We start from the raw sequence: 23,948 nt of genomic DNA on the forward strand, positions 1-23,948 counted from the left end.
AAAAAGCCTATAAAAAGCTTTTGTGATAAACTTCCCGACACAATTGGTGGCGTATTTGTAGGTATGTAATCAAAAACCACCAACTTAAATCCTAGTATTTTATCATCGTTATTGTGTCTGTAACTCCTTATTGAGAGTTGTCAGCTGTTCATCTTGCTATGCTTTATAGTTTGGAGCACTTTCTATATTGAAATTTTAAACCTTATATACTATTAATCTATTTTTTAATTTATTTATCATGTTAACATTTTTTGGTTATTTATTAGTGATTTTTGCTATCGTTATTACTATTGTGTATCCCTATTTACATAAAAAATGGAGCGAAAGCGAAAAAAAATCTTCTTATTTAAACTTTATCTCTTATTTGAATTTTAAAGTAAGAGCTGGAGTTTTTCTTTTTGGAGTATTGATTCTCTTAATTAGTGAATCAGTTATCTTTTCGAAAGAAGGACATCAATATTATATTTTAAGCCCTACAGGAGCTCGTTCAACCATTATGAGTCCTGGACTTAAGTTTATTGTTCCTTTTAGTAAAATTCAAGAATGGGAAAAATTTATCGATATCAAATGTGTTGCCTTAGACAAACAAGGCAATTACAAACAAGATGTAACGGGTATTGAAGGTGTTATTCCTAATGGTATTAATGTTCGTTTTATAGATAAAGTAGATGCTAACGTATATGCTTCGGTTCGTTTTGAAATGCCAAGCGACGACGAATCTTTTATTAAATTAGTGGAAACGTACAGACATCCGTCCAACTTAATTAATAATACTTTATTGCCAACAGTTTCAGAGCAATTAAAAAACGTAACCTTTATGTATTCTGCTGAAGATTATGTTTCTGGTTCGGCTACTGATTACCGTATGACAATTGAAGATGCGTTGAAAAATGGAGGTTTTGTGGTAAAAAAAGTGGAAGTGCATGATACAATTTATGACGAATCGGGTGTTGAAGATGTTTTAAATAAAAAACGTCATATTAAAGAAATCAACAAATTCATTCGCAACGAAAAAGTATATGTGAATGGAGTACCAAAAAGAATTCCTCATGAAATTAACGTAAATAAAATTGTAACAGCTCAGGTAATTATTGATGATGTGGATTTAAATAAAGCTTTTGAAGACAAATTGAAACAACAAAGAGACATTTCTGCTGAGAAAATTATTGAAATTCAAAAAGTAGAAACCGCAAGGGCTGCTCAACAACGTATTGTGGCTGAAGGGGAAAGAGATAAAGCAGCGGAACGTGTAAAACAAGAAAAAATGCAGGTTAATACCTTAATTGCGATTGAAACGCGTGTAAAAGAAGAGGAATCCAACAGACAATTGGCTGAAATTGCAGTAAAAACTGCCGAACTAGAAGCAAAAGCATTATTAATTAAAGAAAAAGCACAAGCTGATGCCAACCGTCTTAAAGTAAACGCTGGTTTAACTCCTCAAGAAAAAGCGCAAATTGAAAAAGAAACACGCATTGGTGTAGCGCATGAGCTTTCTAATATGCAAGTTCCTGCAAATATGATTATTTCAGGTGGAAACAATAGCGGTAACACTACCGAATCGTTATTACAAATTAAACTTTTAAACGATTTGACCACTAACAAAAAACAATAACGGTTATTTTAAAAGTCACTCCTTATAGAGTGACTTTTTTTATTTATATTGCCAACAATATAATTTCCACAACACTTTAGCGTTCTATCGAACAAAAGTTAGCTGGAAAAACCGCACTATGATAAAGAAAATTGTACTGTTATTATTTTTAAATCAACTTCTTTTTCAACCTTGTTTTTCTCAAAAAAAAACAGAGGAAAAGGATTCCGTAAAAATCTATCACGACATACATGAATACTCTAAAAAAGGTAAGTTCTCTAAGTTTGTATACCGCTTATTTTTTCGCCCTTCTAAATTAAACGCTAAAGAAAACAAAACTCAGAAAAAAGAGGTAACGGTTGATTATTCAAAATACAATGGAAAAATCATTCGCAATATTAATATTCAAACGTTGGATCCTTTTGGATATGCAGTGGATGACACCACTAAAAAACCAAAAAAAAGCTTAGAAAAAGTTGGTAATGCATTACATGCTAGGACTAAAAAATTTACCGTTAGAAATTTATTACTCTTTAAAAAAGATGAAACCTTTGATAATTTAGCCATTAAAGAATCGGAACGTTTAATTCGAGACCAACGCTATGTAAGACGTGTGGTAATTACTCCCAAAACCATATCTAAAGCCTCAGATTCTATAGATGTTGATATTGTTCTTTTGGATTCTTGGAGTATTTTACCAAATGGTAGTTTATCATCAGATCAAGGACGTTTTTCATTAAGAGAAAGGAATTTATTAGGTACAGGACATCAATTAAGTGGTAGCTTTAAAGAACGCTTTTCAGATGGATATACTGCCAAATCTGGAGCGTATGCTATCAATAACATTAAAAATAGTTACATCAGTTTCAACGCCATTTACGAAAATGATTTTGACAACAATACTAGAAGAATTCTCTCACTCAACCGAAGTTTTTTCTCGGCTTTAACCAAATGGGCTGGAGGAATGTATTTTGAAAATAGAGTACTTGGAGAACATTTTATCATTGAAGCTGATAGTGTTTTTATAAGTCCAACTAAATCTGAATTTCAAGAATATTGGATAGGACGTTCCTTTAAACTATCCAACAATAAAGATTATGACAGCAGATCCCAAAGATTAGTAGTATCTCTTGCCTATAATAAAAAAATATTCTTACAGAAACCAGATATAACATTAGATCCCACCTCTTTTTTTGCGAATGAAACCAATATTATTTCTCAAATAGGTATTACCTCTCAAAAGTATTATAAAGACAGTTTTATTTTTAACTATGATATTGTGGAAGATGTACCGTATGGAGAAATTGCTGCAATTAATGTGGGTTACCAATATAAAAATGATATCACGCGGCTCTATCTCGGTAGTAAAATTGCTTATGGGGCCAAATATGATTTTGGTTATGTTAGTGGTACTGCAGAATGGGGAAGCTTTTTTTATCAAGGCAATACGTATCAAAACACATTAAAAATTGGATTGAATTATTTTAGTCCCTTGATGCAATTTGGAAAATGGAAAACTAGACAATTTATTAAACCTTCTTTTGTTTGGGGTAATAATCGTGATGCTTCTCAAAAAGATTTAATTGGATTAGATGGAAATTCTGGAATTCAAGGTTTCACCGATTTAGTAAAAGGAACCAAAAAGTGGTTGCTTTCATTTCAAACTCAAACCTATTCCCCTGGTAGCTGGAAAGGATTTCGCTTTAGTCCGTATTTAAATATAACGATGGGTTCTATTTCTGAACGTAATAGGAGTTTATTAGCGGGACGAGTGTATTCTAAATTTGGTATTGGTTTACTAATCAATAACGATTATTTGGTTTTCAATAGCTTTCAAATTTCTTTTTCTTATTATCCTAGTATTCCTTTTCAAGGCAACAATGTAATTAAGACCAATTCGTTTGAAAATGATGATTTAACATTACCTCAATTTCGTCTTTCAAAACCCTATCATATTAGATATCAATAAAATAATATTTTTTTCACAGTTGGAAAGGTAAAAAACTGTACATTTGCCGCTAATTTATTTTTTACCTATTACTTTCTAGGAAGTATTTATCTCTTTTACTTATGAATATGAAAAAAATTGTAGAGTATCGTAAATTACTCAACGTAACAAAAGACGTTACTCTAAGCGAATTAAAATCTATCTACAGAACCAATATGAAAGAAAATCATCCGGATAAATTTACGGATGAAGAAAAGAAAAAAGAAGTAGAAGCTATAAGTACTTTAACTATTGAAGCGTATCATTTCTTAGTTAGTATAGCTAATGAAACTTTGGCAAAAGATAAAGAAATGTATTTAAAAACGACTTCATCGGTAAATATTGAAGATTTCTATATGGACAATAACGTTTTGTATATACAATTCTTAGATGGAAACCGATACGAGTATTTTGGTGTACCGAAAAACACCTATGTTAAAATGATTAACGCAGAATCTCCTAGTCGATTTGCAAGAAGACATATTTATGGAAATTTTTTATACCGTAGTGCTTCTAAATTAGTTGCTGCAGAATAATTTTTCAAAACTATAAAATAAAGAAGCTGCCCCGCAAGGCAGCTTTTCCTTTTTAAATTTGCTTACTATCAAACAAACTTAACAAAACAAACTCTAAACTATCTACTCAAAGATAAGCCGATTTAAAACAAAAAAAAATACGTATTTACACGTATTTTTAAGCTTTTTTCATACGTAATTACACGTATCTTGCTATACATAGTAGCCTTTTTTATTAAATTTCTTCTAAAGCAATGAGTTGGTATTTTAACGCAAATACAACAACTCCTATAAAATTTTTGGAATTTGTTTTTTCCATAATATGCTTCCGATGAGTTTCTACTGTTCGCACATTAATATTTAGTATTTCCGAAATTTCTTTACTACTTTTCCCATTAGAAACCAACTTAATGATTTCAATTTCTCTGGCAGTCAAACAATTTTCATCAATTTCAAAACCATCTTCTACCTGTTCATCATTGCGCTTTTTTTCCCAAAGCATCACTTCTCGAATAACAGAGCCAAGTTCGTTCCCAAAATAATATCCATTTTCTTTGATACTTATTATGGCATTATGCAATTGAACCGGATCTGAATTTTTTGTAAAAAAGCCATGAGCTCCTAGTTCCATCACTTTATGAATACTTTCTTTAGTGGTTAATTGAGAAATAATTAAAACATAAATATTGGGATACTTATCTTTTAAAATCCTACACGTTTGAAATCCATCCATTTCTGGCATTTGGATATCCAATAATACTAAATCAATGTCATATTCTTCAATAGAGCTTAAAAACTCTCTCCCATTATTTGCTTGTAAAACTACATCAATCTCGTCAAATGAATTGAGCAAATGGGCTAGACTCTTTCTAAAAAGTTGATGATCATCTACTATCGCTACCTTCATTATGTTTATTTTTTTACCGAAATTACGAATTCATTTCCTAAAACACATTGATTTTGCTTAAAAATTGCATCTATAACTTTTAATCTTGAACTGATATTTTTTAATCCAGTTCCTTTTGACAAAACATACATCTCTTTAAAATTAAAAGGTATTCCATCATCAGCAATACAAATAGAATAGCCTAAACCATCTTTTAAAATTTGAATTTCACATTTAGAAATGTTACCATATTTTATCATGTTAGTAGTCAATTCTTGAATAACTCTAAAGAGTTCGTAGGAAACTTCATTGGATAAATCTACTGCATTCAAATCGGTTGTTATAAAAAATTTTGCAGTCGTTTTAGAATTTAAGCGTGAAAAATAATCTTCTAAAGCTACTAAAAAACCAGAAGTTTCTAATAAGGGCGGCATTAATTTGTAAGAAACTAATCGCGTATTTTCAATCGCCGCTTCTACCCCAGTTTTAATATCATCATACAGCGCTTTTTTTTCTTCAGAAGTTTCTGTTTTATAAAGTACAGAGAGAAAATTACGAATGGCATTTAAATCTCCAGATACACCATCATGTATATCTGCAGCTATTCTTTTACGCTCTTGTTTCTCAGATTCTAAGGAAGTTTTAAGAAGTAATTCGGCCTCCTTGCGTTTCATTTTCATCACATAGGTTTGATAAAAAACAGCTAAAAACAGAACAATTAGGACCAATAAAACTATAAATCCTGTACCAATAAGTATTAATGTTCCAATTTCACTCTTGCTTTCCAAACGGTAAAAATTAAAGTTAGCCTTAATAATGCGTTAAAAATAACAATTATATCCCAATAATAAAGCAATTCAAGCGAATCATTGTTAATGATATAATCTGTCATTAAAAACATTAAAAAGGTAGCACAAAAATAAATTAATAAAACTGAAATATAATAGAACTCAATTCTTCTATAAAGTGGTACATCTTCTAACTTTTTAAATACTTCTATAAACCAAAAAAAACTCGAACAAATTACAGTGAGTGTAACAATTATATTCAAAGGCAAATCATTTAACCCTCTTTTGTCTGTATTCCATTGAAATAGTAAATATATATAAGCTACTAAATAAATTATTCCAAAGCCAAGTAATATCTTTTTAAAATTTAACAATTTGTAATAAAAGTATAATACAGTATAGAATTCTAAAAATATATAGGCTCTAAACCAATATTTAGTTCTCAATTGAAAAATTGAAGTACCTACTATTTCATACAAACTGGCAAAAGCTGTCAAAAAAATTAAAGGTAAAAGATAACGTGTTTCAATAGTCACATTTCTGTTGAACAAATAAACAATCAATGGAATTATACCAAGAAGACACACAAAATCAACAAATGCAAAATTTTCTATATACTGTAACATTAATAGCAAAGGTAAATAAAAAGAGAACTTCAAGAAGTTCTCTTTTTATATTGATAATTTTATTTAATTAATGGACTCGACGTATCACAATATTCTGGACAAGGTTTCAATCGATCTAGAATAACACCGTCTACCATGTCTTTACCAGTACTATCTACTCCTACTAATACTGGGGATAATTTTCCTGTTCCATTATCATATCCATTATAAATACGAACACCTATACAGTTTGCTTGAGATAAGATAAGATTAATTGTTTCAATACCAACGAAAGAAGCTTTAATATCTTTTGGATGATTACTTCTAAAAGCACTAACTAACTCTAATGCTACATCTAAACTAATTTTTTCACCTGAATTTGGGTTAATTGACATAATTTATCTTTTTAGGGGTTAACAGAACTAAAATAAACATTTTTTTAACAAAAAAAGGTCTTAAAAAAATTTTTTTAACATTTTTTTAATAAAATAAGACTAAAAAAAAGAGACTAAAACAAACTGGACTATGAAGCTAATCATTTTATTTAGAAGCAGGTATAATAAAATCATTTTAAACAAAACTCTTATTAAAAAATAATGATTTTATCATCGACCATACAATTCTTACAGCGATAAAACTAAATGAAAAAGAAATAAAATGTTTAAAATCATAATCCAGTAAAAAATTAATCAGCATGGCAAATGTTAAATAACCTATAGAACATATCATGGAATTAATAAAAATTCCAGATGGATTACCTAAATATTTTGTACTTCTAAAATGATCCGTAAAAAGAAGTAAAACCGTTGAAACGCAAATATTCATAAAAAACCAAATAAAAGACATCAAAAAACTAATTCCCATTACATAATAAAAATTCCTATCGAAAAAGTAATTTTCATCAATAAGTAATAAGAAATCTTGCTTAAATAGAAAAAATGCAATTAAAAAATAATAGGTCTGACCTGCAATTGCTAAAAATACAGTTCGCTTATTAATTTTTAAATCTTCTATTAAACTAACCAAATACATCTTACTAACTTTATTTATTTTATTTGTTATTCTTTCAGTATCAACATTTCAAAACTAAATACAAAAACAAAGCCAATCAATACGTATTTATACGTATTTTTCTGCTTTTTTAGTACGTATTTATACGTATTTTCTAGATTTCATCGGATTTTTAGCATGTTTAGATAAAAAAACTTTCCATTTTAAGGAATGTTTTTTCATCCATTTTTTAATTATATTTGGTATACTAACCAAAAAATTATTAATCATGAATTATTTAGCAATTTTAGTCGCTGCTTTAAGCACATTTGTTTTAGGTGCCATTTGGTATAATCCTAAAGTTTTTGGAACCGCCTGGATGAAAGAGACAGGTTTAACGGAAGAACAATTAAAAAAAGGAAACATGGCCAAAATTTTTGGATTTGCCTTTTTGTTTGCTTTTTTAATCGCTTTTTTAATGCCAACCTTAGTCAATCATGAAATTGGCGCAATACAAGCTGCAGGTGGTGACGCTAATGATCCAGCATTAATTGAATTTTTAAAAGTACATGGAGGTAAATTTCGTTCCTTTAAACATGGCGCATTACATGGTACTTTTATTGGAATATTTTTAGCTTTACCAGTCTTAGGAACGACTTTCTTATTTGAACAAAAATCTTGGAAGTACATTTTTATTCATGCGGGTTATTGGATTGTAAGTTTTGCCATTATGGGCGCTATCATTTGTGGTTGGGTGTAAAGATTTGTAGAAATTAACATTTTATTATATAATAATCGTCCTATTTTTGTGGGACGATTTTTTTTACCTTGGAAAACATTACTTTTAAAATATATCGAGATGTTCAATCACTTCCTGAGCAATGGGACGATATTGCATCCGAAAATCATTTTTTACAAAAACCCTATTTAAATGTGTTGCAACATACTGCACCTATAAATATGGAGTGTTTCTATATTGGTATTTTTAATGCTACTGAATTAATTGGTGTTTCTATTGCGCAATATGTGAATGTAGACCAATTGGAATCTTTTGGTGAAAGAGACAATTGTTTGAAAACGCATATTCGAAATTTTATCTTTAAAAATTTCTGTTCGCATGTCTTATTCTTAGGCAATAATATGATTACTGGCGAGAATAGTTTTGTATTTAAAAACAAAGTTCCAGTAGCTTGGATTAGCAAAATTCTATCGGAATGTACAAAAGAACTTATTCATTATTTCAAACAAAAAAAGATTACAATTCATATTGTTACCTACAAAGATTTTTATAAATCTTTTACTAAGGAACTCAAAGCACATGATTTTCATTCCCTTTACGAATTTAATACACAACCTAACATGATTTTTAAGCTGCGCCCTGAATGGCAAAGCAGTGCCGATTATGTAAATGCTTTCACTAAGAAATACAGAGATCAATATAAAAGAGCCCATAAAAAAATTGAAGGTATTGTTACTAAAGAGCTCAATTTAGAAGAAATCGTTCAATACGAAGAACGTATTTATGAACTCTATCATTATGTAGCCGTAAATGCTCCTTTTAACACCTTTTTTCTTTCCAAAAACCATTTTTCTTTTTTCAAAAAACAATGTGGCAATCGTTTTAAGCTATTTGGCTACTTTAAAGATTCTATTTTAATTGGTTTTCATACCATTTTATTAAACGAAAACACCTTAGAAACTTATTTTCTAGGTTATGATGAGGAACATCAAAAAGAACACATGTTGTATTTGAATATGCTTTATAATATGACAGAATTTGGCATTGAACATCAATTTAAAAAAATCATTTTTGGACGTACAGCTTTAGAGATAAAGAGTTCTATTGGTGCTGAGCCTATTGATATGACTGGATTTATCTTTCACACCAATCCTTTAATTAATTTTTTAATGCCAAAAATTTTCAGCAAACTTGAACCTAATGTTTCTTGGCAACAACGTCATCCTTTTAAATAAACTATTTTAAGGAACCGCTACTTTCATTTGAGCTGGTAAAATTCCTACTTTTAATTCGTCTTCTTCTCCACAATATTCACCATCAATTTGAAAACTGATTTTCTTATGAGTAGTAATTACTGCTTGATCAGTGGAAAAAATACTTACTTCTTCCGTATTCGAAAGAATATTACCGGTTACAATTTTGCTAATAGTAAACACATCCAAACTCTTTAAAACTACGATTTCAAACTTGCCGTCATCAATCTTGCCATTAGGATTAATGGTTACTCCAGTTCCATACTTTTGAGAATTGGCAATCACAATCATTTTAGCATTGGTATGTAGCTCGCCTTCCGATGTTTTAATAACAACTTCAAAAGGTTCATCATCGGCTTCTGTTAAGGTAGTAATAACCTGTAACGCATAACCTAATTTTCCTCTAGTGTCACTATTTTCATAGTTTTTAACCAATAATGCATTTAATCCTAAATCACTTAAATGCAAACTTTTCTTTCCGTTAATTTCCACCATATCAATTGCGATATAGTCGTTTTGAAAAGCAATTTTAATATTTTCTTCAACAGTAGTTGGTAAATTTAAATCAATTGATAATCCATTAGCAGAACCTGCTGGAATGATTCCAAAAACCACATCTTCTTGTTCTAAAGCTTCTCCAACCATTTTAATTGTGCCATCGCCACCAGCAATGAGAACGCGAACCGGTTGATGTTCTTGATATAATTTTTGAATAGCAACTTTATCTTCAGAACCTGTTGTTTCATAAACGAAGATTTCTTGTTTTATTTCTTGAGCAAAATCGCGAATTTGTGTAATCAATGTAGTTTTATCTCTGTCTCCTGAAATTGGATTTACGACTAGTAAATAATTATTTTTAACTGACATATTATCGAATCCCTAATTAATTTGTAATTTGTAAAACTCTTAATCAAATGTATAAAATTAAATGAAACCGGTATTAAAATTATATCGTGGCTATGCAAATAATCAAGAATTAATTGTAATGGGTCATGTGTTTAAGCCTAATAGTATTTCCGATTATGATTTTCAAAAGAAAAATTTTCAGAATGCGCAATCCATTATTCGCCTATTTCAAGTAAAAACAAAACCCAATACCGATGTTTTTTTAGATATTAATGGAACAAAAATTCATACCAAAACGCTGGAAGATGGCTATTTTAAATTTTGTATTCCTTTAAAGGAAGACACCACTTTTGGCTGGAAAAAATATACGGTTTCAATTGTGCATGAAGGGGAAAGAATTACTGCTTCTTCGAGTTATATTCAACCCAAGCTGGGAAAATTTGGTTTTATTTCTGATATAGACGATACTTTTTTAATTTCCCATACACGAAATCCATTTAAAAAAATCTACATTCTTTTATTTAAAAATGTAAACAAACGAAAGGTTTTTGAAGATGCCGTTCCTCATTATCAAGCCTTACAAAAAGCAGGAAGAACCAACAAGGAAGAAGAAAACGCTTTTTTTTATGTTTCAAGTAGCGAATGGAATTTATACAGTTTGATTACCCAATTTACAGAACTACACAAACTTCCAAAAGCCGTTTTGCTTCTAAAGGACATTAAAACCAGTTTGACCCAATTGTTTTTTACAGGTCGTGGCAATCACAATCATAAATTTGAAAAAATCAAACACGTTTTAGAGTTTTATCCAGAATTGCAATATGTTTTATTAGGTGATGATTCACAACAAGATCCTAAATTGTATGAAGCTATTTGTAAAATTTTCCCTTTGCACATTAAAGCCATCTATATTAGACAAGTAGGTTCCTCTAAAAAACAAGCAACAAAAAAAATTCTAGACAATATTACAAGTTTAGATGTAGCGGTTTGTTATTTTAAATCGAGTAAAGAAGCCATTGCGCATTCAAAATCGATTGGGTTGATTGACTAATATATACCCTAGTTTAACATCCTTGCAATCAATTAAAATATTTTTAATCCAACTTGTAAATATCATCATAGTTAACATAAGCGTTTCGGCTTAACGTATACACTATTCTTCCATCTCTATCTAATAACATCCCTACACTCTTATCCTTTTTTGGAAAAAAAAGTTGATACTCTCTGCCATCACTCAATTGAATCCCATATGCGGTGGCACCATTTTCATAGTGAATCGAATTCTGACTATATTCATATTTTAAGGTTTTTCTCTTACTATCTTTAGTAGTTATTTCCTTTGCAGTAAACGTAATTTCAAACCTTTCATCATCTCTATTTATAGCTTTCCATTTACCTTGATAGGCATCAGAACCTTCGCACGAAAATAAAACAATCGAAAACAAGAACAATAACAGTAGGTTTCGCTTTTTCATAGATAGTAGTTTTAATAATGTATAAATTGGTTTTAATATTTTTCTCTATTTAGCTTTTTCAACAAAGAAAGCAAAGCTTCTTTTTCCATGCCTTTTAATCTAAACATTCCTGTATTAGTAGCAATAAAATTGTCTATGACTCGGTTACTTATTTTTTCTTTGTAAAATAACCTATTAACAATCTCTTTTAACAAAGTGGCTGGAGTAACAAAAAACCCACTCCGAGACCACCAACCCAGAAATAAGGTTTTTAAAATTGCATTACTCTTAGCTTTTTTCGCACAATCAGAACAGGTTATTTTAAATTCAGTAACATCATTACAATAAATCAAAAAAGAGATTACAGTTGTAATTTCATAACCATAAATCTCACCATTTTTTTTGAAACAAGTAGGACAAGGTAAGTGCTTGATTCTCTGTTTGAGGTTTTTCTTTTCCATCTCACTAAGTGAATCATTTTCAGCATCGACCCATGTTATTAAATTGGGATCTAAATTTCTAGCAATAATCTCGTCCTTTAAAACACTTAATACATCTCTCCTTAACGATTTTGATTCGTATTTTGCTAAATCTTCAATTTTAGAATCTGTAAATTTTTTATAATTAGCTCTAATTTCTTCAACAGTTCTCATTTATGCTAGAATTTTGTGTTTATAACACCCACTAACCTCATTTTTAAGCTAGCTGTCGCAAATATAACCTAAACTTTTTCATTCTTGAAACTTCTTTTCATCAAGATAATAACAAATAAAAAAGTTGTTTTTAAGTCTAAGACTCTTTATAAAAACAACAATAGCAGAAAAACTTCCGCTATTGTTATCGTATTTACTAACCGACTTTGTTTAGGCTTCTATTTGCATATGTGTACTCACCGCAATTCGGTTCCAAGCATTAATTGTTATTATCGCTATAATTAATTGAGCAATATAATTTTCACCAAACAAAACACTTGCTTTTTTATATGTCGCTTCAGATAACCCTTGTTGGTGTAGCAATGTAATCTCTTCAGTCATTTCTAAAATTACTTTTTCCTCTTCTGAAAATAAAGTAGTTTCTCTCCATGCAGATATTAAAAAGATACGTTGTTGTGTTTCTCCATTTTTCAAAGCATCTTTGGTATGCATATCAATACAAAAAGCACAACCATTAATTTGTGAAGCACGAATTTTAAGTAATTCTTTATGCGCTTTTGAAATTTGAGTGGTGGCTAAATAGTTTTCTAAACCCAACATAGCTTTAAAAGCCTGTGGTTCTAATGTGTGAATGTTTACTCTTGTTTCCATTTTTTGGGTATTTATTATGAACAGAACAAAGTTCGACATCTTAATACACAAAAAACTTAAACTGGTTTAAGAACGCTTCTGATTTCTAATTTCGCTTAAATATTCTGGGGTAAAGCCTAAAAAGGAAGCAATTAAATATTGCGGTACCCGTTGTACAAATTCGGGTTGGTTTTTACAAAGCTGAAAATACGCTTCTTCTTTAGAAAAATCATAAAGGTATTTAATACGCATTTGAGAAGCTGCAAAAGCACGTTGATAAATAAACCGGAAATAGCGCTCTAATTTGGGATGTTCTAATAATAATTTGTCCTGCAACTGTTTGTCGATAACCAATACTACTGAATTTTCTACTGCTTGAATATAAAATTCCGTTGGCAAACCTCTTTCATACGCAATGTTATCTGTAAGCCACCAATTTTCAATAGCAAATTCGGTAGTTTGCTCTACACCTTTGTTATTGATAAAAAATTTTCTCAAACAACCTTCTAATACAAAGAAATGCGTTTTACATACCTGACCTTCAATTAACAAATTCTCTTTTTTACGCACTTTAATTGTCTTAAAAAAAGGCAAGACCGCTTCAAACTCTGTCTCTTCTAGTTTTGTAAACTTAGTTATATGTGAATAAAAAGATTGAGCCATAGTTTTAGAATTAGCTTACTCCTACAAATATAAGAACTATAGCTGGAACTTTAATTTATTGAAATGTAACAGGAATTGAGTAACTTATTTTTGTTTTTTTGCCCTTCATTTCAGCAGGTATTAGTTTTGGAAATTTTTCAAAGAGTTTTTCTAATTCATTTTTTAATGTTTCTGAATTACACGTAAACTTCTTTTTTTCTAAATTTCCTTTTTCATCAATGGTAATCTGAATATAAAACCTTTCTTTTTTAAAAGTATCTATCTTATCTCCCAAGTTTATAACTAACCATTCTGTAAAAGAATGAACAAAACAATCATAATCGTTTTTTATAGTATCACAATTTTTAAATGCAGCATGCTTAAAATCATTAGGAACTGGATATGGCTCTTTAGATAAGTCAGTTTTACTTTTCCTTTCTACCCATTCAAATCGACCAGTTTTATTGTTTTTCTTTACCACTACATAAAAGCCAAAAGAACTAGACTTAGGCTCAAGATAAACTATAGGAGTAATTTGTGGCAATTTTTTCAAGGTTTCAATAACAATAGTATCTATTTCCTTGTGCTTTGAATCTACTTTAAGCACTGTAGTTTCTCCAGAAATTTCAGTTCTAAGTAATAATTGAATTTCTATTACCTCTTGTATTGAACCAATTTTTTTAAAATTGCTAACTGTATTTAAATCTTTTAAAATAATTTCTCCTACACTTCTTCGATAACATTCGGATTTATCTCTTGCATTTTCACAACCTGGAAATGTTACTGTTCTTTCATTCATAAAGTCCAAGTAAGTCTTCTTTTGAGAAAATGCACTCAAACAAAAAAGGAGTAATAGTAGAATTTGAATATTATTTTTTAGTTTCATTTTTTAAAGATTTGTTATTAAATAGAAAATCTAACTTATTTTCTTTAGCTTTTCATTCTAAATTTAATTCATCCCATCAATCTCTTCTTGAACCGTTTCCCAATCTTCTAACAACTGATCCAATTCTTTCTTTTTCTTTTCATAAGCTGTAAAGAAAGACGCGTTTTCAATTAATTTATCGTAATTAGTGGCCAATTCTTTGTCGTCTTTTTGAATATCTCTTTCCAATTGCTGAATTTGGCTTTCAATTTTACTTAACTTATTTTGTAATGTTTTTTGCTTCTTTTGCTCTTCATAAGAAAGCGATTTCTTTTCTACTATTGGAGCCGTTTGCTTTGGAGTCTTCACGGTGTCTTTGGTTTCAAAAGCACGCATATCTTGCGCGTTTCTTTGCTCCAAGAAGAAATTGATATCTCCTAAATACTCTTTGATTTTTTTATTTTTAAATTCATAGGTAATATTAGCCAAGCCTTGTAAAAAATCCCTGTCATGTGAAACTAATAACAAAGTACCTTCATATTTTTCCAAAGCCGCTTTTAAAACGTTCTTAGATTTAATATCTAAGTGATTGGTAGGTTCATCCATCAACAAGACATTAATTGGCTGTAAAAGTAGCTTACATAGCGCCAAACGGTTTCTTTCTCCTCCAGAAAGTACTTTGACTTTCTTTTCCACATCATCACCTCTAAAAAGAAAAGCCCCAAGCATGTCTCTCACTTTAGAACGATTGGAATCTAAAGCAGCTTCAAGCATCGTATCTAGTAAGGTTTTTTCCCCATCCAAATATTCAGCTTGATTTTGAGCAAAATAACCGAGTTGTACATTGTGTCCTAATTTGATAGTGCCTTCGTATTCAAATTCATTTACAAGCGCTTTAATAAAGGTAGATTTCCCTTGACCATTTTGACCTACGAATGCAATTTTGCTACCTCTTTCTACTAATAGTGAAATATCTTCTAAGATTACCTTATCGCCATATGCCTTGGTAACATGTTCTGCTTCCACAACAACTCGTCCTGGTGTTTGTGAAACTGGAAAAGAAATACTCATGACGGAATTGTCATCTTCATCTACTTCAATGCGTTCTACTTTATCTAATTTCTTGATTAATGATTGAGCCATTGATGCTTTAGATGCCTTTGCACGGAACTTTTCAATTAATTTTTCAGTTTCTTCTATTTTTTTAGCCTGGTTTTTTTGTGTAGCCAATTGCTTTTCGCGAATTTCTTCTCGCAATACTAAATATTGAGAATACGGTTTGTTAAAATCATAGGCTTTACCTAAAGATATTTCAATGGTTCTATTAGTAACATTATCCAAAAACATTTTATCGTGAGAAACAATCACTACTACTCCAGGAAAACCTTTTAAAAATCCTTCTAACCAGATGATACTTTCTATATCCAAGTGGTTGGTAGGCTCATCTAACAATAAAATATCATTGGATTGTAATAATAATTTGGCTAATTCAATACGCATTCTCCATCCACCAGAAAAGGTACTCGTTAAATTGTTGAATTCTTCTCTTTTAAAACCAAGACCTAATAAGATTTTTTCAGTATCTCCTACATAATTATAACCACCTAAAATTTCATAATGATGGGTTACTTCTCCTAACTCTTCGATTAACTCAGAATACGATTGACTTTCGTAATCGGTTCGGGTAGCCAGTTCATGATTAATTGCGTCGATGCGCATTTCTGCTTTTTTAATTTCACTAAATGCTTGATACGCTTCTTCTAAAACCGTTCTTCCTTCTTCAAAATCGATATCCTGACGAAGAAACCCCATTCTCACTTCCTTTTCAGTAGCAATAACTCCAGAATCTGGTTTTATATCACCTGCTAAAATCTTCAACATCGTTGATTTACCAGCACCATTTTTCCCAACCAGACCTACTCTATCTCCAGCACCTAAACGAAAAGTTACTTCTTCAAACAAATATGTTCCACCAAATGAAACTGATAAATTATGTATATTAATCATGACTATTTTGTTACTATTGTTACACAAACCCATTCTTACAATTTGTACCTTTGTGTAAATATTTTGCAAATGTTAAAAAAAGGAACGAAAATAAATAGCATTTTAACAGGAAGTTGCCCTAAATGCCAAGAAGAAAGTATGTATGTAGATAAAAACCCATATCATTTACAACATATTTATCAAATGCATGAAAGATGTAGCCACTGCCATACTCGTTATAAAATTGAACCCTCCTTCTTTTATGGAGCCATGTATGTAAGCTATGCGGTAGGAATTGCTTTTGCAGTAGCCGCTTTTGTAATCACAAAAGTATTTTTGGATAGTAGTTTAATGACTTCTTTTTATGCCATCATAGGAACACTTGTGGTTTTTATGCCATTTATCATGCGCGTTTCAAGAAACATATGGATTAATATGTTTATTCATTATGATAAAAATTGGAAAGAGAAAGAGAAAATTAAAGAAGAAACTAAATAAGGTTTCTTTTTTTATAAATACGAATGATATCGATTTCTTTCTCTAAATTACCTCCCCATACCAGATGATTGAAAAGTTGGTTTGCCAAAAATGGAGCTAACATTACCCCTCTTGTTCCAAGTCCGTTTAAAACATGTACATTTTTATAGTTGTAATGGGTACCAACTAAAGGTCTTCTATCTTTAACGGTAGGTCTTACACCCGCAAAATGTTCGACTATTTTATAGTCACATGTAATTGTATCTTTCAGTTTTTCGATTAATTCATTTTTACCTATTTCTGTTGGCACATTGCTTTTATCATTCCAGTCATAAGTAGCACCAACTTTGTATAAGTTATTACCAATAGGAAGAATAAATATATTTGATTTTATAGTGACATCAATTTTCAGATCTGCAGCTTCTATGATTAGTAATTCACCTTTGGTTCCATCCAAAGGCAAATCATTAAAATAAGGATTAGCGTGTAAACCAAAACCTTCTGCGAAGATGATATTTTTATATTTCGTATCCTTGTAAGTAATAGAATCCTTTGTAATAACAACTTCTTCATAATTAAAGCGATCTGAAACAAACAAATGAGAAGCATTTAAATAAGAAGCATAAGAAGAAACCATTTTTTTAACATCTAGATAACCCGTATACAAAACTTCTCCGTAACCATAAGAAGCAATCACAGAAGGATATTTATCTTCTATCAATTTGGTAGAAAGAAAATCAGACAAGCTAGGCTTATCTGCTGCAGTGAACCAATCATTTTGTTCTTCAACAGAAGCAAATCTTCTATAAATTGGTATTTTATAGTCAAAAGTAGTTTGAAGTTTTTCTTCTAAACTTTTATAAAAAGGAGAAGCCAATAGCAATTGTTCTTTGGCTTTCCAAACTTCACTAAACCTTTTTAAGACAACAGGATTATACAAACCACCAGCTATTCGCGATGAAGGTTGCGAATTATCATCGAAAACCACAAAGGATTTATTGTTTTGCATACACAATTCAGCAAAAGAAATACCAGCAATACCAGCACCAACAATTAAGAAATCTTTCATAAGGCAAAAATAAAAAAACTCTTATCAAATTAATGATAAGAGTTTATATTAAAATTGGAGAAATTTTATATTAATAATTCCACATATCTTGTTCAAAATTACGTAGTTTTTCTTTGATGCGTTCCGCTTCTAATAGTTGCATTTGCGCATTCTCTTTCATGTAATCTTTAATCTGACGATCTCCATAAACGTTTTCTTCTTGATAAATCACAGCGTTAAATCTTCTAGAGTTTAACAAGTGATCAAAAGAAAATGGCATCGCAGAGTTTTTGTTATTGAACGATTTAGCTTCGTGTAAAACGTCTCTAACCGCTGGGAAATAAACCCAAAATAATTCAACATCCTCTGGTTCTTCACTATTCAATGTAAATACATCTGGAACAACTGGACAAATACCTAACATACGGTATTTCATTTCACCTTGACGTTTGTCAAAGTACCAGTAACCAACAGTTTTGTAAGCATTTACGTGAAAAGCTTCAATTTCTGTTTTAACGATATATTCTTCAGGAATTGTTTCACCTGCATTGAAATATTCTCTACCAGCATCTGTAGTATCAATATAAACTAAAGAAGCTTCAATATCACTTAATGATTTCTTTTCAGTAAAATAACTACTGTCGTAAACTTCAGTAATCTTACCATCTTTGATTCCATTAATTAATACGTTATAAAGTGGTTGTCTATCTGGACCTAAATCACCTTCAACAGGGAAGTATAATGGAAAATTAACTCTTTCATCAAGATCAATGTATTCCCAAACTCTTTTACCCATTAAAACGTCTCTGTCCATAACATAGCCATAAGGTAATGGTTTGTCATTATCAGCCACTAATTCAGCTTCTGTTTTCTGACCAATTTGATCAGGTGTTTTTGCATTTAAAAGATTAGATTGAGCAAAAGTAAAAGTAGAACTTAAACCTAATGCAACAACTAACATAAAATTTCTCCAACTCATCTTTTCTATTTTTTAGTTTAATGAATAAACCTCTTGAAAACTTCTTATTTAATTTCGTAAGTACAAGGAGCAGTTTTCTTCATCATGATTGAACTACCTCTTAACCTTGTTTTAATTTCAGAAATGATAATTACATCACCTCTACCAGCTTTTTGAATAGCCCCTTTAGCTCTACTATCCATTCTGTTTCCAGATACTACGATTGTAGGTTGACCAGGAACTTTAATATTGAATCCAGTAACATCAATTCCTAATTCAAAATCAAAATCTTCTAATTCAGCAGTAACTGTTGAAACTTCTAAACTTGATTTTGGACCAGATGCAGCCACCTCTCCACGAATTTTACCTTGTGGACCAGGAATATCTTTGATACGGAAAGTCTTTTTGTCAGACACGTTTGAACCATCAGGTAATTTACCAGTAACGTTAATTACTACTTCTCTACCTTGACCAGGACTCATGTTGTATTTTCCAACACCAGAACCTTTAGATAAACCAGCTGCAGAAGCATTTACTTTATCATCAGAAATACCAGCAAATGAAATTGTCATAGGGTTAACAACACCTCTATACACTACATTCATTTTATCAGCTGAAATTGTAGCTGAATTTGGCTTTGGAACTACTACATAATTTCCTTTAATATCAATATCAACAGGCTTACCATCTTCCATGAAAGTAAATTTACCTTCAATGTCATGCTCACCTACATTACCTGCGTTAAATCCTAAGTTAACTTGTCCATCAGTTACAGCTGTAGCTAAATCAATCTCTCCACCATTAACAACAACTTTTGTTGGAACCGTTGATTTGTCATAACGTCCTAAAACAACTTTACCTTTGAATTGCTCACCAGCAAAGAAAGCTGATTTTTCAGGTATAACGATAGCATTATAATTTCTGAAAGAAGCAATTGTAGTTAAAGCATTTCCTAAGAAAGCATTGTAAATATCAGCTTCAATTGATTTAACGTCATTTTGCAAAGCTGTTATTTTAGAAACAGTAGCAATAGCAGGAAAACCTTTAAAATGATAATCTAAATATTTCATTTTAACACCTTCTCTATTAGTTACATCACTAGTAGAAAATTTTTGTTCTAAATTTTTAATAATTGGTTGATACTTTACATCATTACCAAATACTTTTTTTAAATCAGCAACATAAGCATTGAACTTAGTCTCTATTTCTTTACCTTTAGGAGAATACCCATCACCTTGAAACCATTCTTCATCAATAGTACTTTTATCCATTGCTTCATATGGTAATTTACCTTCTTCTTTTTCAAACTTACCTTCAACATCAGCTTTTAATGTTCCTAAATAAGCATAAAAAGATTTTGATATTTTAGATACTTCATCCGCTTTCTTTTTAGTAGCAGCGAACTGTTCTGGACTATCATTAGCTTTAGTTTCTAAAGATCCTAATAAACCATTGTTACTGTTTTCTAAAGAAGTGTTAGCTGATTCAAACTTTTCGTTCATCAAACCAAAAGCTGTTAATACTTCTTTTGACATATTTAATGCCAACATTGCGATGAAAACCAAGTACATTAGGTTAATCATCTTCTGTCTAGGGGTTAATTTTCCTCCTGCCATGTCTTTTTAATTAGTTTTTTTGATTAATAAATCGATTAATTTAATGATAAAACTAATTATCCTCTATTGTTCATTGCAGAAAGCATACCTCCGTAAACTGCATTTAATGATGCAATGTTAGAAGTCATAGACTGCATTTGTTCTTTTAATTTAGCTGCATTATCAGCAATTTCTTTGTTAGCTTCAGCATTTCTTGAAGCACTTTCTAATTGAACTTTATATAAACTGTTTAAAGCTTCCATTTGAGCAGCCGCTTGAGACATTTCTTCAGAATATTTCTTTTGAGAAGCAATAGAATCTACAGTTGGAGAGATACTTTTAGCAGCTCCTTCAAAGTTTCTAATACTACTTCCTAAGCTTTCCATTAAAGCTCCATCTATTTTAGCTTCTTTAAGCATATTATCTAATTTTTGAGATAATAAACCTTGAGCATCAGTTGGGTTTTCTTTTTTCTTTTTGTCGCCAGCATCTCCACCAGCTAATTCTGGATACACTAAAGACCAATCTAAGTCTTTTTCAGGTGCCTCGAATGCAGATAAAGCAAAGATAGCTGCCTCTGTTAATAATCCAACAATTAACATTTCATTAGCACCAGGCCAGTGTTGTAATTTAAATAATGCTCCAACGATTACAACTGCTGCTCCCATTCCATAAAGGAAATTCATTGCTTTTTTGCTTAAAATTGCCATAATAAATAATTTTAGTTAGTTAAGTTTAATTTATAATTTAAAAATTGGTTAAATATTATTTAGGACTTGTTGCAGTTGCAGCAGTACCCATGTAATCTTGTACAGTTCTGAAACCGATATAGCTTCTTGCAGAATCTGCATACTCATAATCACGAGTAGAAACTTGTAAGAAATAAGCTACATCTTTCCATGAACCACCACGAACAACTTTTCTTTGATTTTTACGATCCGCTACGTTTGGATTCATAGTAGATACAAATTCGTAAGCAGTTACATCATAAGCAGATTCGGTCCATTCAGAAACGTTACCTGCCATATTGTACAAATTGAAGTTATTAGGTTCATACGATTTTGCTTCAACAGTATATAAAGCACCATCAGCAGCATAATCACCTCTATTTGGCTTAAAGTTAGCCATAAAACAACCTCTATCATTTTTAGCGTAAGGACCTCCCCATGGGAAAGCACCTGATTCTAGACCACCTCTAGCCGCATATTCCCATTCAGCCTCAGTTGGCAATCTGAAAGAGTTTACTTGATCTCTTCCTTTTTTCTTTTTAACGTATGAGTTTTTATATAACGTTCTCCAAGCGCAAAATGCTTTAGCTTGATTCCATGTAACTCCTACTACAGGATACTCAGCATAAGCTTGATGCCAAAAATAATCATTATGCATTGGCTCATTATAAGAATATGCAAAATCTTTAATCCAAACTGTTGTATCTGGATAGATTTCAATAGGAGGAACTTCTTTATATAAGTCTTTACGACCTTTAACAGTTACCGCTTTATTCCAATCCACTTCTCTAAATCTAAATTTCAACTTAGAAACATCAATCGTTTTTAACCCATTATACGATTCTGATTCTGGAAGATACATAGAATCCATTACTTCAACGTAATACTCATCTGGATACTTCTGTGGATCATTGATCAATTTAGCTTTACGGTTTAATTTTCTACCAGCGTAGTCATCCTCCTCTGTACCAATACTATAGTAATTTTCGTACATATATTTATCATAAGGAGACATTTCTTCTACATTAGCATCAGCAAAAGCATAATCACCAATTCCTCCATCTGAACCTTCTCCACCACCTTGACCTACCTCTTCTGCCAAAATTGCCAATCTAGTTCTAATTGTAGAATCTTTTACCCATTCCACAAATTGTCGATACTCTGCATTCGTAATTTCAGTCTCATCCATGTAAAATGAACGAACCGTTACTGTCTTAGTAGGAGCATCTTGAATACTAGCCAAATCATCATCTGATTTACCAAGAATAAACGCCCCGCCTGGCACTAATGTCATTCCATAAGGCTTTTCTGGATGCCATTTTTTTCCTTTTACACCTACCAGTTCACCTCTATCGCCTTTACCACAACTGGCAAACAATGATAAGATTGCTGCAAATACAACTAACTTCTTCATATAAATTTGGGTTAAAATATAATTTCACTTTTAAGGGCGTAAACCTATTCAATAATTTTGAAAAAAACAATTTTTTTGAAGCATTTCTTAAAAAAATATTAAAATTAACACAAAAAAAATCGTTCAACTCCCTAAATCATCCTTGATTTACAATAAATTACGCCTATACGCCTTCCACCACCTACTCGGTATTTCTTGTTCACAAGCTGCCAAATAATCGTCGTGCGTGCATGGTAATAACGTATTTCTTTTCAATTTATTATTCTTATTATCTAAAAAAGGTATTTCTATCCACCATCTCTCGGTTTTATTGCTTTTAAAAAAGATCAATTCTTCGTCTTCAACTAAAACAATATACTTTAAATAGTTCTCTTTTGTACCAAAAGGATACTCTTTGGAACGATAACTAAATCCTTCTATAAAATACCATATTATTTGTGCAACTAAAATAGATTCTTTTTCAGAAGGATTCCAATCAAATACTCCAAAAGTAGACACTTTATCGCTTATACCCGAATATCTTGCTAATGCACAAATTTCTTTACCATCAAAACCATTTGGATTAAAATCTTTTTCATTACCTGAATAAGCTGACTGTACCGATTTCATATCCACACTTACTATATCTGCATCCCTAAAAACGGGTTCCGCAATCGCAATCTTATGCGATACTTCTCCTAAACGGTAGGCATCAAAATACAATTTTTCAATTAAATCTATTTCTTCCTGCGAATTGTAATAGGTTTGATAACCAATATTACTAAAGTTAAACATATTATTGGGTTCATCCACAATGATCTTTGTTAAAAACGCCTTATTAAAAGCAACATTTTCCTTTGCAAAATCAAATTGATTGTCAATAGTAGCTAAATTAACCATTTGATCTAAATTATCATAGGCCCTATAAATAGGATAAGTAACATCGTGACTACCTCCTATAATAATAGGAATAATTTTTTTTCTTAATAAATCTTCATTGATAGACTTAACTAAAAAATAAGTATCCTCTAGGGTTTCTCCAAATTGTATATTTCCCAAATCAACTAAAGAAACATTCCAATTCCCAGGAAACAAAGAGTAAAAGTGTTTTCTAAAAAAAGTAAAGGTGTTTTGTTGATTTTCTTGCTCACTCCCTCTATATTCATTTACACAAATTATTGCAATATCAACACCTTCTAAATCTGGAAAGTCTTTAACCGTATGAAACACCACTTTTTTACCTAAAGCATGATTAGGCAAATGCTCTTTAAATGTTATAAAATCTTCACTAACGGGTTGTAAAAAATCGAAAACCATTT

25 protein-coding genes are annotated in these 23,948 nt (G+C 30.8%); 7 read left to right on the top strand and 18 right to left on the bottom strand.

Translation table 11 applies throughout. The annotated features are described in order from the left end of the window. Positions 1-238 precede the first annotated feature (238 nt). The 3 genes from FHG05_RS05280 (at position 239) to FHG05_RS05290 (ending at position 4,114) form a co-directional block, all read left to right on the top strand. Positions 239-1,612, top strand: coding sequence for a flotillin family protein (locus tag FHG05_RS05280; RefSeq protein WP_140996974.1), 1,374 nt, complete (start codon positions 239-241; stop codon positions 1,610-1,612). Positions 1,613-1,730: 118 nt separating this feature from the next. Next, on the top strand, positions 1,731-3,560 hold the full coding sequence (locus FHG05_RS05285; protein ID WP_140996975.1) for a BamA/TamA family outer membrane protein: 1,830 nt from the start codon (positions 1,731-1,733) through the stop codon (positions 3,558-3,560). 107 nt (positions 3,561-3,667) lie between these two features. Next, positions 3,668-4,114: a KTSC domain-containing protein gene (locus FHG05_RS05290; protein WP_140996976.1), complete on the top strand. Its 447-nt coding sequence runs from the start codon at positions 3,668-3,670 to the stop codon at positions 4,112-4,114. Positions 4,115-4,328: 214 nt separating this feature from the next. Here the strand turns inward: FHG05_RS05290 and FHG05_RS05295 are convergent, their stop codons facing one another. The 5 genes from FHG05_RS05295 to FHG05_RS05315 all read right to left on the bottom strand — a co-directional run bounded on the left by FHG05_RS05295 (position 4,329) and on the right by FHG05_RS05315 (position 7,404). Beyond that, positions 4,329-5,000, bottom strand: coding sequence for a response regulator transcription factor (locus FHG05_RS05295; RefSeq protein WP_140996977.1), 672 nt, complete (start codon positions 4,998-5,000; stop codon positions 4,329-4,331). A 5-nt stretch (positions 5,001-5,005) separates the two neighbouring features. After that, positions 5,006-5,767 (bottom strand): sensor histidine kinase, encoded by a 762-nt coding sequence (locus FHG05_RS05300; RefSeq protein WP_140996978.1) that lies wholly within the window; start codon positions 5,765-5,767, stop codon positions 5,006-5,008. Next, positions 5,737-6,393, bottom strand: a complete 657-nt coding sequence (locus FHG05_RS05305) for a hypothetical protein (RefSeq protein WP_140996979.1) — start codon at positions 6,391-6,393, stop codon at positions 5,737-5,739. Before FHG05_RS05305 ends, FHG05_RS05300 begins: the two co-directional genes overlap by 31 nt. A gap of 59 nt (positions 6,394-6,452) precedes the next feature. Beyond that, positions 6,453-6,767, bottom strand: coding sequence for a hypothetical protein (locus FHG05_RS05310; RefSeq protein WP_140996980.1), 315 nt, complete (start codon positions 6,765-6,767; stop codon positions 6,453-6,455). Positions 6,768-6,942: 175 nt separating this feature from the next. Further along, positions 6,943-7,404 carry a hypothetical protein gene (locus tag FHG05_RS05315; protein ID WP_140996981.1) on the bottom strand — a complete coding sequence of 154 codons (462 nt, stop codon included), beginning with the start codon at positions 7,402-7,404 and terminating at the stop codon, positions 6,943-6,945. A 247-nt stretch (positions 7,405-7,651) separates the two neighbouring features. Here FHG05_RS05315 and FHG05_RS05320 point away from each other — a divergent pair, with 247 nt between their 5' ends. Further along, positions 7,652-8,122, top strand: a complete 471-nt coding sequence (locus FHG05_RS05320) for a DUF1761 domain-containing protein (RefSeq protein ID WP_140996982.1) — start codon at positions 7,652-7,654, stop codon at positions 8,120-8,122. A gap of 68 nt (positions 8,123-8,190) precedes the next feature. Continuing rightward, positions 8,191-9,336, top strand: a complete 1,146-nt coding sequence (locus tag FHG05_RS05325) for an 8-amino-7-oxononanoate synthase (RefSeq protein ID WP_140996983.1) — start codon at positions 8,191-8,193, stop codon at positions 9,334-9,336. A 6-nt stretch (positions 9,337-9,342) separates the two neighbouring features. Here FHG05_RS05325 and FHG05_RS05330 read toward each other — a convergent pair whose 3' ends face one another. Beyond that, positions 9,343-10,221 carry a diacylglycerol/lipid kinase family protein gene (locus FHG05_RS05330; protein WP_140996984.1) on the bottom strand — a complete coding sequence of 293 codons (879 nt, stop codon included), beginning with the start codon at positions 10,219-10,221 and terminating at the stop codon, positions 9,343-9,345. A gap of 61 nt (positions 10,222-10,282) precedes the next feature. Between FHG05_RS05330 and FHG05_RS05335 the strand changes: the two genes are divergently transcribed. Continuing rightward, the gene (locus FHG05_RS05335; protein WP_140996985.1) at positions 10,283-11,251 is read left to right on the top strand and encodes an App1 family protein; all 969 of its coding nucleotides are present in this window, start codon (positions 10,283-10,285) and stop codon (positions 11,249-11,251) included. A 43-nt stretch (positions 11,252-11,294) separates the two neighbouring features. Here the strand turns inward: FHG05_RS05335 and FHG05_RS05340 are convergent, their stop codons facing one another. The 6 genes from FHG05_RS05340 to FHG05_RS05365 form a co-directional block, all read right to left on the bottom strand. Further along, entirely contained in the window at positions 11,295-11,675 is a 381-nt protein-coding gene (locus FHG05_RS05340; protein ID WP_140996986.1) for a glycosyl transferase, read from the bottom strand. 32 nt (positions 11,676-11,707) lie between these two features. Next, positions 11,708-12,307: a hypothetical protein gene (locus FHG05_RS05345; protein ID WP_140996987.1), complete on the bottom strand. Its 600-nt coding sequence runs from the start codon at positions 12,305-12,307 to the stop codon at positions 11,708-11,710. Positions 12,308-12,517: 210 nt separating this feature from the next. After that, on the bottom strand, positions 12,518-12,958 hold the full coding sequence (locus FHG05_RS05350; RefSeq protein WP_140996988.1) for a carboxymuconolactone decarboxylase family protein: 441 nt from the start codon (positions 12,956-12,958) through the stop codon (positions 12,518-12,520). Between the two features lie 66 nt (positions 12,959-13,024). Next, entirely contained in the window at positions 13,025-13,600 is a 576-nt protein-coding gene (locus FHG05_RS05355; RefSeq protein ID WP_140996989.1) for a Crp/Fnr family transcriptional regulator, read from the bottom strand. A gap of 55 nt (positions 13,601-13,655) precedes the next feature. Next, complete coding sequence (locus FHG05_RS05360) at positions 13,656-14,465, bottom strand: hypothetical protein (RefSeq protein ID WP_140996990.1); 810 nt, start codon at positions 14,463-14,465, stop codon at positions 13,656-13,658. Positions 14,466-14,528: 63 nt separating this feature from the next. After that, a complete protein-coding gene (locus FHG05_RS05365) occupies positions 14,529-16,451 on the bottom strand; it encodes an ABC-F family ATP-binding cassette domain-containing protein (RefSeq protein ID WP_140996991.1) in 1,923 nt (640 codons plus the stop codon). A gap of 69 nt (positions 16,452-16,520) precedes the next feature. Between FHG05_RS05365 and FHG05_RS05370 the strand changes: the two genes are divergently transcribed. Beyond that, complete coding sequence (locus FHG05_RS05370; RefSeq protein WP_140996992.1) at positions 16,521-16,928, top strand: DUF983 domain-containing protein; 408 nt, start codon at positions 16,521-16,523, stop codon at positions 16,926-16,928. Here FHG05_RS05370 and FHG05_RS05375 read toward each other — a convergent pair. The 6 genes from FHG05_RS05375 to FHG05_RS05400 form a co-directional block, all read right to left on the bottom strand. Then, a complete protein-coding gene (locus FHG05_RS05375) occupies positions 16,921-17,976 on the bottom strand; it encodes an NAD(P)/FAD-dependent oxidoreductase (RefSeq protein WP_140996993.1) in 1,056 nt (351 codons plus the stop codon). The genes FHG05_RS05370 and FHG05_RS05375 overlap by 8 nt on opposite strands. A 70-nt stretch (positions 17,977-18,046) precedes the next feature. Beyond that, a complete protein-coding gene (porN, locus tag FHG05_RS05380) occupies positions 18,047-18,934 on the bottom strand; it encodes a type IX secretion system ring subunit PorN/GldN (RefSeq protein WP_140996994.1) in 888 nt (295 codons plus the stop codon). Positions 18,935-18,978: 44 nt separating this feature from the next. Beyond that, the gene (gene porM / locus FHG05_RS05385; protein WP_140996995.1) at positions 18,979-20,529 is read right to left on the bottom strand and encodes a type IX secretion system motor protein PorM/GldM; all 1,551 of its coding nucleotides are present in this window, start codon (positions 20,527-20,529) and stop codon (positions 18,979-18,981) included. Positions 20,530-20,585: 56 nt separating this feature from the next. After that, positions 20,586-21,218, bottom strand: a complete 633-nt coding sequence (porL, locus tag FHG05_RS05390; protein WP_140996996.1) for a type IX secretion system motor protein PorL/GldL — start codon at positions 21,216-21,218, stop codon at positions 20,586-20,588. 55 nt (positions 21,219-21,273) lie between these two features. Next, positions 21,274-22,650, bottom strand: coding sequence for a T9SS ring complex lipoprotein PorK/GldK (gene porK, locus FHG05_RS05395; RefSeq protein WP_140996997.1), 1,377 nt, complete (start codon positions 22,648-22,650; stop codon positions 21,274-21,276). Between the two features lie 147 nt (positions 22,651-22,797). Next, positions 22,798-23,946 carry a formimidoylglutamase gene (locus FHG05_RS05400; protein ID WP_140996998.1) on the bottom strand — a complete coding sequence of 383 codons (1,149 nt, stop codon included), beginning with the start codon at positions 23,944-23,946 and terminating at the stop codon, positions 22,798-22,800. Between the last annotated feature and the right edge of the window lie 2 nt (positions 23,947-23,948).

Origin of the sequence: Flavobacterium profundi, assembly GCF_006491645.1 — a bacterium.
In the GTDB taxonomy this organism is placed as follows: Bacteria; Bacteroidota; Bacteroidia; order Flavobacteriales; family Flavobacteriaceae; genus Flavobacterium; species Flavobacterium profundi.